Genomic DNA, 15,314 nt, shown 5'->3' with positions numbered 1-15,314 from the left:
CGACCTGTTGCGGGGCATGCCCGCACCCTGCGACAGGTCAGCGTCGTTCAGAAGATGGCCGACGGCAGCCAGGTGGCGAGACCGGGCAGCATCCAGACCAAGATGACCCCCACCGCCTGCAAGAAGATGAACGGTATGACACCCTGATAAATGTGTCGTGTGGTGACCTCTGCCGGGGCGGCACCGCGCAGATAGAACAGCGAGAAGCCGAATGGCGGCGTCAGAAAGCTGGTCTGCAGGTTGATCGCAATCAATATCCCGAGCCAGATCGGGTCGTGGCCCATGACGATAAGCGAGGGCGTGACCAGCGGCAGGACGATCACCGAGATCTCAACAAAGTCCAGGAAGAACCCAAGCACAAAGATGAACAGCATGCTGAAGATCAATGCGCCAGTTGGTCCGCCAGGCATGTTCTCCAGAATATGTGCCACGCGTTCCTCGCCACCCAGCCCGATGAACACCAGCGAGAACACACCCGCTGCAAGCATCGTGGCAAAGATCATCGCGGTCATCGTCGTGGTCGAGGTGACGGCCTCGTGCAGGATGCGTTTGCGCAGGCCGCTGCGCAGCGCAAAAAGTACCGCCACGGCCCCGCCTACGGTGAGGAGCGCATAGAACGCGCCGGCCGCAAGATCGAAGCCATCCAGATCATTGCGTTGCAAACGGACGGGGTGCAGACCTGACAGAATGCCGAGCAGGATCAGTGCGAAGGCGCCGATGGCAATGATGCGGGCAGGGGCTCCGGCCCGCAGTCCCGCCATGAGAAGCGCGCCGATGGCTCCCACAGACGCAGCCTCTGTCGGGGTTGCGATGCCGCCGAGAATGGCACCCAGCACAGCGACGATCAGCAGCACCGGCGGCACAACCGCGCCGATCACTTCTTGGCGAGTCGGGCGTGTCATGCCGGACAGCGCGGCGGGCATGTCCTGCGGTCGCAGCAGGCCGCGCACCACGATATACACGAGATACAGAACTACCAGAACAAGCCCGGGCACCAGTGCGGCAGCAAAGAACTGGCCGACGGACAACGCCTCGACTGAGAACTTGCCCTGTTCGTATTGGGCTTGCTGGTAGGCGTTTGACATCACGTCCGCCAGAATGATCAGTAGCGTCGATGGTGGAATGATCTGCCCCAAGGTGCCCGCCGTACAGACGATACCGGCCGCAACACGTGGATCATACCCCGAGCGCAACATGGTCGGCAGGGCGATCATGCCCATCGCCACCACAGTTGCTCCGACGATCCCGGTCGAGGCTGCCAGCAGCGCGCCAACCAGAACCACCGAAATCCCCAGACCTCCGTTCAGTCGGCCAAAGAGACGCCCCATGGTGTCGAGGAGTTCCTCGGCGATGCGGCTTTTTTCAAGTATCGCGCCCATCAGGACGAACAGTGGAATGGCAATCAGGACTTCGTTGCTGAGAACCCCAAAGGCGCGTTGACTGAGCGCGCCCATCAGGGAGATGTCCATCACGCCCAGCATCCAACCCAGATAGGCAAAGAGCACGGCCACCCCTGCGATAGAAAAGGCGACCGGGAAGCCCAGCAGGATTGTCGCCATCAAGGCGGCGAACATGATCAGGTCGAGATAGGCGGTCATTGGTGCTGTTCCTCGGCAAACAGGCGGATCAGAAGGGCGATGGATTGCAGCATCACAAGGATGCAGAACGCCGGGATCAGGGATTTCAGAAGGAACACGGCCTCAATTCCGCCGACCGCGATCGGGCCTTCGAGAATGGCCCAGGAATTCCGAACAGACGGCCAGGACCAGAAAAGCAGCGCCGCCATTGACGGCAGCAGCAGGAAGAGATGACCGAAGATGTCGATCCGCCTTTTGACGCGTTCGGTGGCGGCGGCGTAGAACACATCGACGCGGACGTGTTTGTCCACCAGAAGCGTGTAGCCAGCTGCAAGCATGAACAGGGTTGCGTGCATATAGAGCACGCTTTCCTGCGCGGCGATGGAGTTTACGCCAAAAACATACCGCCCGACGACGATGCCAAACTGGACAAGCACCATCACCAACGCCAACCACCGTATCACCGCCGCTATCGCGCGGTTGATACCGTCCAGCGTATCCGCAATCCCTAGCATCCTGCCTCTCCCCCAATAGAATACCGGCGCCCGTATCTCAGGGCGCCGGCTGTCATTTCAAACGATCAATAGCCCATCACGGCGGCGCGTGCGTTCATCTGACCGTTGTCCGCATAGCTCATGTAGCCGCCCACGAGATCGCGATAGGAGACAAAGCTCTCGGTGATCCGGCGCACCAGCTCGTCGTCGTCTTCGCGCAGCTCGGTGATGACCTCGGCGGCGGCGGTGCCCATGGCTGTGATCACGTCCTCGGGGAACATTTTCACCTGCACGCCTTCTTCATCCACCATCTTCTTCAGCGCCATGGCGTGTTTGGTGGTGTATTCGGTCCAGACCGGATTGTAGAGGCTCTCGCACGCCAGCGCGACCACCTGCTGCAGATCTTCGGGCAGGGCGGCATATGCGTCGGCGTTGACGCCGCATTCCTCGGCAGAGGACGGCTCGCCCACGCCGGGCCAGTAGTAGTTCTTGGCCACCTGGTAGTATCCCAGCGCGCTATCGGTCCAGGGACCAATGAATTCGCCCGCGTCCAGAGCACCCGTCTGCAGCCCCTGGAACATCGCCGGGCCACTGGTGGCTTCGGCGGCCATGCCAAGTTTGGAGGCCACTTCGGAGGCAAGACCGGTGGTGCGGAACTTGAGACCCTTCAGGTCTTCGGCAGAGTTGATCTCGTTCTTGAACCAGCCGCCCCACTGCGGACCGGAGTTGCCACACAGGAAGGGTTTGATCCCGAAACGACCATACATCTCATCGTACAGGGCCTGACCGCCGCCATGATAGAGCCAGCCGAACTGCTCGTCTGCACGCAGGCCGAAGGGCTGCGAGCCAAACAGCAGGATGCCCTTGGATTTGGATCCCCAATAGGCCGGTACCGCATGATACAGCTCGGCGGTGCCTTCGGAGACGGCATCAAACACACCGCGACCTGGGACCAGTTCACCTGCGGCGAACAGCTTCACCTCAAGGCGACCACCGGAGAGAGTTGTGATCCGGTCTGCCAGCATCTGCGCCGCAACACCGGGGCCGGGCAGGTTCTTCGGCCAGGCGGTGACCAATTTCCATTGCATCTTGCCCTGTGCGAGTGCCGGGCTTGCCAGCGCCGTGGCCGCGGTGCCGAGGGCACCCGCTTTCAGAAACTTACGTCGTTGCATGTCGTTCATCCTCCGTCTGTCGGTGCAGTTATGTTGGCCATGACCTCGATGGCGTGGCCTCAATTATGTTTTGTAGGCGCTTTACATTAATATGTGTGTACATATGCATGTCAATCACGGTTTGTGCGGATCTGGCCAGACGGGACCTGCATGACCAAACATTCATCGTTGATTGCGACCAGCGCGGCGCGCGCTGGGATCTGTTGCAAAGGTTTTGAAGCAGACTTTGAGAGCTGTAGCGAGGGTTGAGCACGCGCATTCGCATGGGCTGTCGCGCACCATTGGTCAGGAGCGCGCCATAGCGACTGCACGCTGCGCGCGCTATGAAACCGACTGTCAGTATGGTGTCCGCATCAGCATTTCTGCCTTAGCGGGTATTGCTCTGCTTCAAGAACGTATCGAGAGCGGTTGATACCTGCAGGTGGGCGGCATCGCTGCGCGCACCTTCGCGCAGGGCCGCCCGCAGATAAACGCCATCGATCAGGGCGGCGAGAGTATCGGCGATGTCGTCTGCTTGTGGACTCAGTTTGCGCAGGTCGAACAACAAGTTGCTGCGCAACCGGCGCTGGTAGACCTGCATCAGGTGCGCGGCGTCAGGCTTTGATTGCGCCAGCGCATAAAAGCTCAGCCAAGCAGAGGTTTTGCGGGGATCAAAGACATGCGGGGCAAAATTGGCACGAATGACCCCCTCAAGCCGGTCGCGCGGCGTGCTGGCGTCGCGCAGTTCGGCCCGGACCTTGGTCGAGAATTCGGACAGGATGTGACGCATAGCGGCAATAAGCATCTGCTCCTTGCTGCCAAAATAGTGATGCGCAAGACCGCTGCTCATGCCTGCCCGGCGCGCGATCTGCGCCACGGTCACGTCAAGAGATCTTGTTTCGCCGATCTCGTCGATCACGGCAGACACCAGCGCGGCGCGGCGCTTGGGCTCCATCCCCACTTTGGGCATAGCACTCTCCTGTCATGCGTTGTGCAGGCAATGGCAAGCGGAGGGGCAGAGGTCAATATGTTTCGGGTGTCTCGCCTTGCGCACTGGGGCGGTCAGGAGGGGCTGCCCCGCGCGGCTGGAGGCGCAGGGCGCTGAACTCAGGACAGGCGGTTGCCCTGTGCGTCGAAGAAGTAGGATTTCCCGTCGGCGATCCCAAGACGCAGGTGCTGTCCTGCATTGATCGCATGCTGGCCGAACAGGCGCACGGTGATCTGGTGGCCGTGGCAATCCGCGATCACATTGGTATCACCCCCAAGCTGCTCGACATGTTTGGTCGTGACGTCCAGCGGGCCGGCGTCGTCCAGAGCCAGATCTTCGGGACGCACACCAAGCGTGTTGGGGCTGCCATCCTCCAGTAGGTTCGCGGGCAGGAAGTTCATTGCCGGAGAGCCGAGGAACCCTGCGACGAACTGGTTTGTCGGGTTATTGTATAGCTCCATCGGTGAGCCGATCTGCTCAACCCGCCCGTCGCGCAGCACCACGATCTTGTCAGCCAGGGTCATCGCTTCGGTCTGGTCGTGGGTCACATAGACCATGGTGGCACCAAGCTGGTCGTGCAGGTTGGCGATCTCCAGTCGCGTGTTCATGCGCAGGGCGGCGTCAAGGTTGGAAAGAGGTTCGTCAAACAGGAACAGTTTCGGGTGACGAACAATGGCGCGACCGATGGCCACCCGCTGGCGCTGACCGCCGGAGAGTTCGGAGGGGAAACGGTTAAGGTAATCCCCGAGGCTCAGCATGCGGCTGGCCTCTGCGACGCGCTCTTCGATGGTTTCCTTGCTTTCCTTGGCCTGTTTCAGGGCCAACGCCATGTTGTTGCGCACATTGAGATGCGGATAGAGGGCGTAGGACTGGAACACCATCGCGATGCCGCGTTTCGACGGTGGCGTCTGGTTGACCACATCGCCTGCGATGCAGACCTCGCCGGAGGTGACGTCCTCCAGCCCGGCGATGGTGCGCAGGAGCGTGGACTTGCCACAGCCTGAGGGTCCGACAAAAACGACGAATTCGCCTTCTTCGACTTCGATATTGATGTCCTTGAGGACATGCACGTTGCCAAAGGATTTGTTTACATTGGTCAGGGTCAGCGCGGTCATGGCGTTACCTCTTTCAGTTTGACAGGGGTCCCACTGCGGACGCTTTCATCAGCCGCGAGGCAGATTGCCAACGACTGAACGGCGTCCCGCGCATGGCGGGAAAGGTCTAGGTCTTCACGGATGGCGCGCAGGATATGGGCCTGTTCTGCGTCACAGAGCTCCTGATGGCCCGGTTCATCCGGCAGATCGATCAGCTGGTCGCCCTCGGGTCGGTGAACCAATAGGCCACCAACCTTGGTGTGGCCGTCCACATCGGCGGATTTGGATTTATCTGCACCCGTGATGGAGACCGAGCCCTTGGGGGAAATCACGTCTTTGACGAAGAAAGCGGTTTCCGACATCATCGGGCCCCAGCCTGCCTCGTACCAGCCGACAGAGCCGTCGTCGAAGGTGACCTGAAACTGGCCGTAGTTATACATGTCCGGGGCGATTTCCTCCGACAGGCGCAGGCCCATGGCGTTCACCTGAACGGGCTTGGCATCAGTGATCTGGCACCAGACATCCACGTAGTGCACGCCGCAATCCACGATGGGTGATGTGGTCTGCATCAGCGCTTTGTGGGTTTCCCACTCCGCGCCGCTGCTTTGCTGGTTGAGGTTCATGCGGAACACGTATGGGCCACCAAGCGCGCGGGCCTCCTGGATCAGGCGCACCCAGGAGGGGTGGTGGCGCAGGATATAGCCCACGACCAGTTTGCGCCCCGTCGTCTCGGCGGTGGTGACCACACGGCGGGCGTCCTCCACTGTCGTGGCGAGAGGTTTTTCGACAAACACATGCGCGCCTGCCTCCATCGCGGCCACGGCATAGTCGGCGTGGCTGTCGGAGTAGGTGGCGACGACCACGAGGTCCGGCTTGGTTTCCTCCAGTGCCACATGGAAGTCGGTGAAGACCGGGTAACCTTGAAGGTCGGGGTGATCCACCTGACCTGAGCGGTTGACGAGGCCGACGATCTCGGCGCCGTCCTGCTTGTGATGGGCGAGGGCATGGGAGAGCCCCATGTTGCCAAGGCCAGCGATTAGAACGCGGGTCATGATACGGCTCCCGAGCTATGTAGAAGAACCGCCAGGTCCGCTTGCGGATCGGGCAGCCCCTGATCGGGGACTATGCCCCCACCCAAGGCCGGGGACTGCCCTATGTTTTTGTGAACAAAGCCAATCATTTCACCGCCCCCGACGTGATGCCGCGAATGAGCTGGCGCGAGAAGATCACATAGAGCACCAGCACCGGCAGGATTGCCATCGACAGCGCCGACAGAACCGCATTCCAGTCGGTCACGAACTGGCCGATGAAGACCTGGCTGCCCAGTGTCAGGGTCTTGGTTTCCTCAGCGGGCGCGAGGATCAGGGGGAACCAGAGATCGTTCCAGATCGGGATCATGTTGAATACCGCCACGGTGGCCATCGCAGGGCGCACCAGCGGCAGCACCAGCTTGAAGAAGATCGTGTATTCGCTGAGCCCGTCGATGCGACCGGCGCTCTTCAGGTCATCGCTGACCTGCCGCATGAACTCCGACAGAATGAAGACCGCCAGCGGGAGACCTTGCGCAGTATAAACAAGGATCAGCGCCCAGAGCGTGTTCACCAGACCGGTGGACACCATCATGTCCAGGATCGCCACGGTACCGATGCGGATCGGGATCATGATCCCGAGCGCCAGATAGAGCCCCATGATCATATTGCCACGAAAGCGATACTCACTGAGCGCGAAGGCCGCCATTGCGCCAAACAGCAGGATCAGCGTCAGCGAGCCGACGGTGACGATGAAGGAGTTCTGAAAGTAGAGGAAAAAATCCCCCTGCTTCAGCACCGTCTGATAGCCCACCAGTGAGAAGCTTTCCGCATCCGGCAGCGCCAGTGGCTCGCGAAAGATCTTTTTGCGGGTCTTGAAGCTGTTGATCAGGATTACGAAGACCGGAAACAACGCAATCAGCGTATAGAGGATCAGCACGCCATGCATGGCCACTGTGCTGATCGGGTTGGAACGTGCAGAGTTCATCGTCGTCTCCCGTTAGAGCTGGTAGCGGCGCATCCGGCTCTGGATGCCGAAAAGATAAAGACAGACGCCCACGAGGATGATCGCGAACATCGCGCCGGCGATGGCAGACCCCATATGCGGGTCGCCCAATTGCAGCTGGAAGCCAAAGAACGTCCGATACATGAAGGTGCCGAGGATATCGGTAGAGAAATCCGGCCCCGCCAGCGCACCTTGCGCGGCGTAGATCAGGTCGAAGGCGTTGAAGTTGGCTACAAAAGTCAGGATCGAGATGATCCCGATCGAGGGCAGGATCAGCGGCAACTTGATCTTCCAGAAGGCAGCGATGCCGGTGACGCCGTCAATCTCGCCAGCCTCAAGCATTTCCTCGGGGATCGACAGGAGCGCGGCGTAGATCAGCATCATCGGGATGCCGACGAACTGCCAGACGGAGACCATTGCCAATGTGGTAAGCGCATATTCTTCCTTGCCCAGCCACGGCGCAAACAGCGACTTCAGCCCCACCGCATCCAGCATCGACGGCGCGATGCCCCAGATCGGCGACAGGATCAGTTTCCAGGCAAAACCCACGATCACAAAGCTGAGGATCGTCGGAATGAAGATCGCCGAGCGGTAGAGCGCGGCAAAGCGTAGGCGCGGGTGGCTCAGCAGGGCAGCGAGCGCGATCCCGATCGGATTCTGTACCAGCATGTGGATCAGGAAGAACCAGAAGTTGTTCGCCAATGCGTTCCAGAATTGCTCCGACCAGGTCGGATCAAAGAACAGGGTGCGGAAATTCTCCAGCCCGACATACACGCGCTCCTGATCGACCTTTTGGAACAGGGCGAGGCGCAGCGTATTGAACAGGGGGAAGATCATTACCGAGGTGTAGATCAGCACGGCAGGGGCCAGAAAGACGGCGATATGCCAGCGGATGCGGGGCTTTTGCATGGGAAACTCCGGTCCAGTTCCCGGACGCGCGGGACGGCGCGTCCGGGGGTGTTGCAACAGCGGTTATACTGTCGTTTCTAAGGCTTACTGTTGCGGTGCGTACCAGCTCTCGAGACCGGACTGCAGCTCTTCACCCAGTGCTTCAGGTGTCTTGGTGCCTTTGATCGCGGCCGCAGATGCGCCCCAGGTCTCGTTTTCGAGGTTCGGGGTGCCGCGCGACAGGATCTGGTAGGTGGAACGGATCGTGCTGTCGCACTCATCGCGCCAGCTGACGAATTCCTTGGCCAGCGGGTCTTCCAGATCGACTGGTGCGTTGGAAAGCGGGAAGAAGCCCGGCAGAGCGTTGCCGAAGATATCGGCAAATTCCGGTGACGCGACCCATGTCAGGAAGGTTTTGGCGGCTTCGGGGTGCTCGGTGGAGGCGTTCATGCCGATGCCGATGTCGGTGTGATCCGAGATGTAGCAGCTGTCGCCAGCGGCTTTGACCGGAGCCTTGAAGGCGCCCATTTCGAAATCAGCCTGCGCGTTGAAGCCGGAGATTTCCCAGCTGCCTGCCGGATAGATCGCGGCGCGACCGAGGGTGAACAGGTTCTGGCTGTCGGGGTAGGTCTGTGCCTCGAACCCGTCCCCCAGGTAATCCGCCCATTTGGCGAGCGTTTCGAAGGGGGCAACCCACTGCTCGTCGGTCAGTTTCTGCTCGCCCTCGATCAGCGCTTTGCGGCCTTCTTCACCGTTCCAGTAGTTCGGGCCGATGTTGTTATAGCCCATGGTGGCGGCTTCCCACTGGTCGTTTGTGCCCATCGCCATCGGAATATAGGTGCCATCTTCCTTGATCGTCTCAAGAGCGGCAAAGAATTCTTCCTCGGTGGTCGGAACCTCAAGGCCAAGCTCTTCGAAGGCTTCTTTGTTGTAGATGAAGCCGTGGATCACGGAGGCCATCGGCACGCAGAAGCTCGCGGAGCCATCGTCGGTCTGCCATGCGGATTTCGCCACGTCGGAGAAGTTGTCCATGGCGTCCATGTCATCCAGCGCTGCGAGATGGTCGGCCTCATAGAGCGCCAGCGAGGCATCAAACGGGCGGCAGGTGATCAGATCGCCAGCGGAGCCTGCATCCAGTTTGGAGTTCAGAACGGCGTTGTACTCTGTCGGCGCGCTGGGCGTGAAGTTGATCTTGATGCCGGGGTGTGCGGCCTCAAACGCGGGAATGATCTTGTCCTGCCACAGGGTCAGGTCATCATTCCGCCAGCTCTCGACGGTCAGAGTGACGTCTTCGGCCAGTGCGGATGTGGCGACGAGGGCGGTGCCCGCCAATGCGGCCAACATAAACTTACTTTTCATGAGTCTTCCTCCTATTGGAATGATTTTATTGTTTTTCTTATGTGTTGAGCGACAGCAGCGCGGGGCGCAGCTTGCCACCTGTGGTCTCCAGACGCGCAGTGGCGTCCGCGAGGTCAGTTGCGCCCGCCGCGATCAGGATGGCGCATTTGACGTTGCCTCCGGCGGCCTCAATGGCGGCGGTGGCGATATCTTCGGTAACATCTGAGATCTGCATGACGATCTGTCGGGCACGGGCCCGCAGTTTGATGTTGTCGGCCCGCAGGTTGACCATCATGCCATCGTGAACATGGCCAAGTTCGATGGCCATCAGCGTCGAGAGCGTGTTGAGCGCGATCTTCTGTGCTGTCCCGGCCCCCATTCGGGTCGATCCGGACACCACTTCAGCTGGGGTCGGCAAAAGCACAGCGTGATCCGCGAGTTTCAGCAGGTCTGTATCGGGGTTGTTCGCGATCCCGATCACCGTTGCGCCGCAACGTCTGGCCAGTTTCGCTCCTGCAACCGTGTAAGGCGTGGTGCCGCTTGCCGAGACGCCGATGTAGACATCGTTTGAGCTAAGCCCATCCAGGGCGCGCTCCAGCTCGGCTGTTTCATCCTCGGTGCCGCCAGGCATCTCCACTCCGGTCGGCATGCCGCCGGCCATGTGAATGCGCAGCTGTGATGCGGGGATCGAGAAGGTTCCGCCCAGTTCGAGTGCGTCTGCAGCAGCCATAAGGCCGGAAGAGCCAGCGGCAGCATAATGCAAGGTGCCGCCGGTTCGGATGGTCCCGGCCATGGCAAGGGCGCCGCCGCAGAGTGCAGCCGTCGCGTGGCGCGGAGGGCGCGCGGCGTCGTGCTGAGTTTGCGCCAATATTTCGGCGATCTCGCTCAGTGGGCGAGCGTCCAGCCCCCCGGCTTTGTCGTGCAGTTGTTCCGTGGCAGCGGTCGACACGTGATTCCCTCCAAGTTTGAATCAACAATACCCATTTGATACCTTTTGTCTACCATTGTGTGATATGGCTGGTGTTTCTTCGGAAAAATTACCGGTTTTGCCGATATTTGCGGAATTTCTCACGGGGTTGGTCCTGTTTTTGTCTTTCAAAATCTCGGTTGGTATCGTAATGGTATCTTCATGACGGATGCATTGAAAACCTCTGTAATGGCTCTGGATGGCGGCGGCACGCGATGTCGTTTGGCGCTTTCCGGTGTGGCGGGCGTGACCGCTGTTGAGACCGGGTCGGCGAATATCTCGACCGACTTGGATGGGGCGGTGCAGCAAGTGACTGATGGTCTGGCGCGGCTCTCTGAGGTGACCGGCCATGCTGTTGAGGTGTTGGTGACCTGCCCAATTTACATCGGGATTGCGGGGGTTACCGGGCCGGTGATCGCAGATCGGTTCGCGGCGGCTTTGCCGTTTCATCGCGCGCGGGTGACGGATGACCGCCCCACTGCCCTCAATGGGGCGTTGGGCGGTAGCGACGGCCTGATCGCGCATTGTGGCACCGGGTCGTTCTTTGCGGCGCAGCTTGAGGGGCAAAGCCGATTCGCAGGAGGTTGGGGAGCGATCCTCGGAGATCCGGCGTCGGCCCAATGGGTCGGTCGGCGTGCGCTATCCTGTACGTTGGAAGAAGTTGACCTACTGCGCGAGGCCTCCGGTCTTGGGGCGCATTTGCTGAACCGCTTCGGGGGCTCGGCTGAAATCGTGGCCTTTGCGGCCTCTGCGACACCCGCTGACTTTGGCCGGGTCGCACCGGATGTGACCGAATTCGCCGCCACGGGGGATCCGCTTGCGGTGGATATCCTGAATGCAGCGGGCCGTGAGCTTTCCAGTACGTTGCACAAGATGGGCTGGGTCGCCGGGCTTCCGCTTTGTCTGACAGGCGGGATTGCACCGCAGTTCCTGCCCTATCTGCCCCCGGCCATGCAGGAGGCCTGCATCAGCCCGAAGGGCACGCCACTCGATGGGGCGATCATTCTGGCGCATGAGTTCGCACAGGAGGTGCGGGATGACGATCACTGAATTTCTGAAGCCGGACAGTTGGTTCGATCAGGGGGCTGGTCCGCGCTATGTGCAGTTGCGCCGCCGTCTTGAGGAAGCCATCCATTCTGGCGTGTTGCCGCCCAACAGCTCGCTGCCGCCAGAGCGTGAGATTGCCGACATCACAGATCTGTCTCGGGTCACCGTGCGCAAGGCGATGCACGAATTGGTGCAGCAAGGCGCAATCGAGCAGCGACAGGGCTCCGGTTCTTTCGTGCGGGAAAGCACGGCGCGCGTTGAGCAATCGCTTTCGCATTTGACCTCCTTTACCGAGGACATGCAGCAGCGCGGGCTTGAGACCACGTCCAAATGGCTGGAGCGCGGAGTGTTCTTGCCGACCGAGGAGGAGATCTCGGTGTTGAGCCTCGGCGATGATGAGTCCGTGGCGCGCATCTATCGTCTGCGCGAGGCCGGCGGTCAGCCGATGGCGTTGGAGCGTGCGGCACTGCCCCTCAGTATTCTACCGAACCCTCTGGAGGTCACGACCTCGCTCTATGCAACGTTGGATCAGATCGGACATCGTCCGGTGCGCGCGATCCAGAAGATCTCTGCCATCAACCTCGAATCAACCGAGGCGGAGTTGCTCAATGTTGCCGAAGGCACTGCGGGTCTGCGCATCCAGCGTCTGTCGTTTCTCGAAGACGGGCGTGTCGCGGAATTGACCCGATCCCTCTACCGTGGCGACGCCTACGACTTCGTTGCGGAACTGCAGCTTTCCGGCTGAGCTGAGTGCCGAATGGACCAGCTGCCCCTTCTAAATGATCTGCCCAAGTGAAAGGTTTTATACCATGAACGCTCCTCAAACGCAGATGCGACGCGAAATCAATGAAATTCCCGATGCTGTCGAGCGGCTGCTGACCGACGGCGCCCAGGCGGTCACCGCCACGGCTGCCGAAGTGCGGGATTTGGCACCAAGCTACCTGCTGTCAGTGGCCCGCGGCTCCTCTGACCACGCCAGCACCTATCTGAAATACGCCAGTGAGTTGCTGCTGGGCTTGCCAATGGCCTCGGTGGGGCCGTCGGTGAAGTCGATTTACGGCGTGGACCTCAACTGCAAGGGCGCGCTCAGCATTTCTGTGTCGCAATCGGGGAAAAGCCCGGACATCGTGCAGCTGACCTCGGCGTTCCGCGACAAGGGCGCCTATACGGTGGCAATTACCAATGACGGTGCCTCCCCTCTGGCGAAAGCTTCTGCCGCTGTGTTGCCGATCCACGCGGGCCCGGAACTGAGCGTCGCGGCGACCAAGACATTTGTGACCTCGCTGGTCGCCGGTCTTTGGCTGCTGGCAGAGGTCAAGCAGGACGCGGCGTTGCTCGATGCGATCCGCAAGCTGCCGGGGCATCTGGCGAAGGCAAAGGATTGCGACTGGAGTGCCGCGGTCGAGGCCATTGATGGCCAGTCGCTGTATACGCTGGGGCGCGGACCCAGCTGGGCGGTTTCGAACGAGGCAGCGCTGAAGTTCAAGGAAACCTGTCAAATCCATGCCGAGAGCTATTCAGCGGCTGAGGTGCTGCACGGGCCAGTGTCGATCGTGGGCGAGAATTTCCCGGTGGTTGCCTTTGCCGCAGCAGACGCAGCCGAGGACAGTGTTGGCGACATGGTGCAGGCCCTGGTTGAAAAGGGCGCGCGGGTTTTTGCGACCACCGACAAGGCGAAGGGGGCCGAAGTGCTGCCGCATGTGCGGACGGACCACTGGATCACCGATCCGATCTCCTCCATCGTATCGTTCTATGGAATGGTGGAAACCGTGGCCACGCGCCGGGGTGTGAACCCAGATGCGCCGCGCCACCTGAACAAGGTCACGGAAACCGTATGATGCAGCCGCTGATCACCTTTCTGGGCGGACCCATTTTCGACGGCGAAGCTCTTCGAGACGGGTATGCTGCCCAGTTTCGCGACGGCCAGTTGTCCGCTCTGGTTCCGGTTGCAGAGCTGACCGAGCGGGGCGAGGAGGTTGCCCTCGGCGGGGATATCTTGTCGCCGGGATACGTCGATCTGCAGGTGAATGGTGGCGGTGGCGTGATGTTGAACGATGCGCCCAGCGTGGACACGATCAATCGGATTTGCGCTGCACATCGCAGCCTCGGAGCAACCACGATCCTGCCCACGTTGATCACGGATTCGGCTGAGAAAACGCGCAAGACCCTGCAGGCGGGTATCGCCGCGCATGACGCTGGCATACGTGGGTTTGGTGGCTTGCATCTGGAGGGGCCGCATCTTTCCGTCGCCCGAAAGGGCGCTCATGATCCGGGGTTCATCCGGCCCATGGAGGACGCGGATCTTGCCGTGATCTGCGAAGCTGCGGAGCAATTGCCAAAGCTGAAGGTCACGATCGCTGCTGAGAATGTAAAACCGGAGCAGGTCGAGCGTATGGTAGGGGCCGGCGTGCTGGTCTCGCTTGGTCATACAGATGCGGCGTTCGAGACCTGTGTGCGGTATGTGCATGCGGGTGCGCGCTGTGCCACGCATCTGTTCAACGCCATGAGTCAGCTCGGCAATCGCGCGCCGGGGCTCGTGGGGGCCGTGCTCGATACAGCTGAGCTGTCAGCGGGCGTGATTGCGGATGGCATACATGTCCATCCCGCCAGCCTGCGTGCCGCCTGGATTGCCAAGCGCTGCGGATCGGGGCGCATCTTTCTGGTGTCTGATGCAATGGCGGTTGCGGGAACCGACGCGACAGAATTCCACTTGGAAGGGCGCAGGATTACCCGCCGCGATGGGCGGTTGTGTCTGCCGGACGGCACGCTTGCGGGTGCGGACCTTGATCTGACGACGGCGTTGCGCATCCTGACAACACAATGTGGTGTCCCGCTTGCGGAGGCGCTTGCCGCCGCGACGACCATCCCGGCGGCGTTGATCGGACAAGGTGTGGGCACCTCCGCCGAATCCGCGCCCGCTTATTTGCTGAAGGACATGATCCGTATAACCTCAGATCTCGACTCGGCTTCCCCTGTCCTGGCGTAGCTGCTGAGCACGGCAGACTGCCTGACGCAGCGGAGCAATGCGGTGTTTAGGCACAAGGTTAAGGCATGCGTTTTGCTCGTGCCCTGATCTTGATCGGCGGCGTACGGTTTTGACTAAGATCTTGAAGACAATATCGAATTGAAAGGATTCGGCGCCGGGATAGGTGTCACGCATGGCGCCATATGCGCCATAGGCTGACCTAAGGTCATGGTATCTGTCGCCTGTCGGGCGTGTTTCTGCGTCGCGTTTGCGCTAATGTAGAGGCGAACGGCTGCCACGGAGATCCATCATGAAGCTGACCGTGAACGGGACCGAACATGAGGTCGATGTCGAACCCGAGATGCCCCTGTTGTGGGTGCTGCGGGATGAGTTGAACATCAAAGGTCCAAAATATGGCTGCGGCATCGCTCAATGCGGGGCCTGCACGGTGCATGTGGACGGGATGGCGGTGCGCTCCTGTCAGTTGCCGGTTGGAGATCTTGAGGGCGACGTCACCACCATTGAAGGGCTGGGCACGCCCGAGAGCCTGCATGCGGTGCAGGCTGCATGGGTCGCGCATCAGGTGGCGCAGTGCGGTTACTGCCAATCGGGCCAGATCATGCAGGCGGCAGCTTTGCTCGACCTGAACCCCGAGCCTTCGGATGCAGAGATTGATGCGGTGATGTCGGGGAACCTCTGCCGCTGTGGCACCTATCCCCGTATCCGGGCCGCGATCCATGACGCTGCGCAGAAATTGAGCGAGGCCTGAGC

Annotated in this window: 15 protein-coding genes; 5 read left to right on the top strand and 10 right to left on the bottom strand. The window is 60.7% G+C overall.

Features of this window, described 5'->3' with window-relative positions:
* Nucleotides 1-47 precede the first annotated feature (47 nt).
* The 10 genes from R1T40_RS14805 to R1T40_RS14760 form a co-directional block, all read right to left on the bottom strand.
* Nucleotides 48-1,598 (bottom strand): TRAP transporter large permease, encoded by a 1,551-nt coding sequence (locus R1T40_RS14805; RefSeq protein ID WP_317384665.1) that lies wholly within the window; start codon nucleotides 1,596-1,598, stop codon nucleotides 48-50.
* A complete protein-coding gene (locus R1T40_RS14800; protein WP_317384664.1) occupies nucleotides 1,595-2,092 on the bottom strand; it encodes a TRAP transporter small permease subunit in 498 nt (165 codons plus the stop codon). The genes R1T40_RS14805 and R1T40_RS14800 overlap by 4 nt, the downstream gene beginning before the upstream one ends.
* Before the next feature lie 65 nt (nucleotides 2,093-2,157).
* Nucleotides 2,158-3,243, bottom strand: a complete 1,086-nt coding sequence (locus tag R1T40_RS14795; RefSeq protein ID WP_106164972.1) for a TRAP transporter substrate-binding protein — start codon at nucleotides 3,241-3,243, stop codon at nucleotides 2,158-2,160.
* A 367-nt stretch (nucleotides 3,244-3,610) separates the two neighbouring features.
* The gene (gene betI / locus R1T40_RS14790) at nucleotides 3,611-4,192 is read right to left on the bottom strand and encodes a choline-binding transcriptional repressor BetI (RefSeq protein ID WP_106164879.1); all 582 of its coding nucleotides are present in this window, start codon (nucleotides 4,190-4,192) and stop codon (nucleotides 3,611-3,613) included.
* A gap of 137 nt (nucleotides 4,193-4,329) precedes the next feature.
* Nucleotides 4,330-5,325 (bottom strand): ABC transporter ATP-binding protein, encoded by a 996-nt coding sequence (locus R1T40_RS14785; RefSeq protein WP_317384663.1) that lies wholly within the window; start codon nucleotides 5,323-5,325, stop codon nucleotides 4,330-4,332.
* On the bottom strand, nucleotides 5,322-6,356 hold the full coding sequence (locus R1T40_RS14780; RefSeq protein ID WP_106164881.1) for a Gfo/Idh/MocA family protein: 1,035 nt from the start codon (nucleotides 6,354-6,356) through the stop codon (nucleotides 5,322-5,324). Before R1T40_RS14780 ends, R1T40_RS14785 begins: the two co-directional genes overlap by 4 nt.
* 124 nt (nucleotides 6,357-6,480) lie before the next feature.
* A complete protein-coding gene (locus R1T40_RS14775) occupies nucleotides 6,481-7,320 on the bottom strand; it encodes a carbohydrate ABC transporter permease (RefSeq protein ID WP_106164882.1) in 840 nt (279 codons plus the stop codon).
* Nucleotides 7,321-7,332: 12 nt separating this feature from the next.
* On the bottom strand, nucleotides 7,333-8,247 hold the full coding sequence (locus tag R1T40_RS14770) for a carbohydrate ABC transporter permease (RefSeq protein ID WP_317384662.1): 915 nt from the start codon (nucleotides 8,245-8,247) through the stop codon (nucleotides 7,333-7,335).
* A gap of 84 nt (nucleotides 8,248-8,331) precedes the next feature.
* Complete coding sequence (locus R1T40_RS14765; RefSeq protein WP_317384661.1) at nucleotides 8,332-9,585, bottom strand: ABC transporter substrate-binding protein; 1,254 nt, start codon at nucleotides 9,583-9,585, stop codon at nucleotides 8,332-8,334.
* Nucleotides 9,586-9,622: 37 nt separating this feature from the next.
* On the bottom strand, nucleotides 9,623-10,513 hold the full coding sequence (locus tag R1T40_RS14760) for an N-acetylmuramic acid 6-phosphate etherase (protein ID WP_317384660.1): 891 nt from the start codon (nucleotides 10,511-10,513) through the stop codon (nucleotides 9,623-9,625).
* A 180-nt stretch (nucleotides 10,514-10,693) separates the two neighbouring features.
* Here R1T40_RS14760 and R1T40_RS14755 point away from each other — a divergent pair, with 180 nt between their 5' ends.
* The 5 genes from R1T40_RS14755 to R1T40_RS14735 all read left to right on the top strand — a co-directional run bounded on the left by R1T40_RS14755 (nucleotide 10,694) and on the right by R1T40_RS14735 (nucleotide 15,312).
* Nucleotides 10,694-11,581: a BadF/BadG/BcrA/BcrD ATPase family protein gene (locus R1T40_RS14755; RefSeq protein WP_317384659.1), complete on the top strand. Its 888-nt coding sequence runs from the start codon at nucleotides 10,694-10,696 to the stop codon at nucleotides 11,579-11,581.
* Nucleotides 11,568-12,323: a GntR family transcriptional regulator gene (locus R1T40_RS14750; protein WP_106164887.1), complete on the top strand. Its 756-nt coding sequence runs from the start codon at nucleotides 11,568-11,570 to the stop codon at nucleotides 12,321-12,323. Before R1T40_RS14755 ends, R1T40_RS14750 begins: the two co-directional genes overlap by 14 nt.
* 64 nt (nucleotides 12,324-12,387) lie before the next feature.
* Nucleotides 12,388-13,416: an SIS domain-containing protein gene (locus tag R1T40_RS14745; protein WP_317384658.1), complete on the top strand. Its 1,029-nt coding sequence runs from the start codon at nucleotides 12,388-12,390 to the stop codon at nucleotides 13,414-13,416.
* Nucleotides 13,413-14,564, top strand: a complete 1,152-nt coding sequence (gene nagA, locus R1T40_RS14740; RefSeq protein ID WP_317384657.1) for an N-acetylglucosamine-6-phosphate deacetylase — start codon at nucleotides 13,413-13,415, stop codon at nucleotides 14,562-14,564. The genes R1T40_RS14745 and nagA overlap by 4 nt, the downstream gene beginning before the upstream one ends.
* A gap of 289 nt (nucleotides 14,565-14,853) precedes the next feature.
* On the top strand, nucleotides 14,854-15,312 hold the full coding sequence (locus R1T40_RS14735) for a (2Fe-2S)-binding protein (protein WP_317384656.1): 459 nt from the start codon (nucleotides 14,854-14,856) through the stop codon (nucleotides 15,310-15,312).
* Nucleotides 15,313-15,314 lie beyond the last annotated feature (2 nt).

Source organism: Tritonibacter scottomollicae, assembly GCF_032924845.1.
Taxonomy (GTDB): Bacteria; Pseudomonadota; Alphaproteobacteria; order Rhodobacterales; family Rhodobacteraceae; genus Epibacterium; species Epibacterium scottomollicae.
The sequence above is the reverse complement of the archived record's forward strand: the minus strand, read 5'-3'. Positions and strand labels throughout refer to the sequence as shown.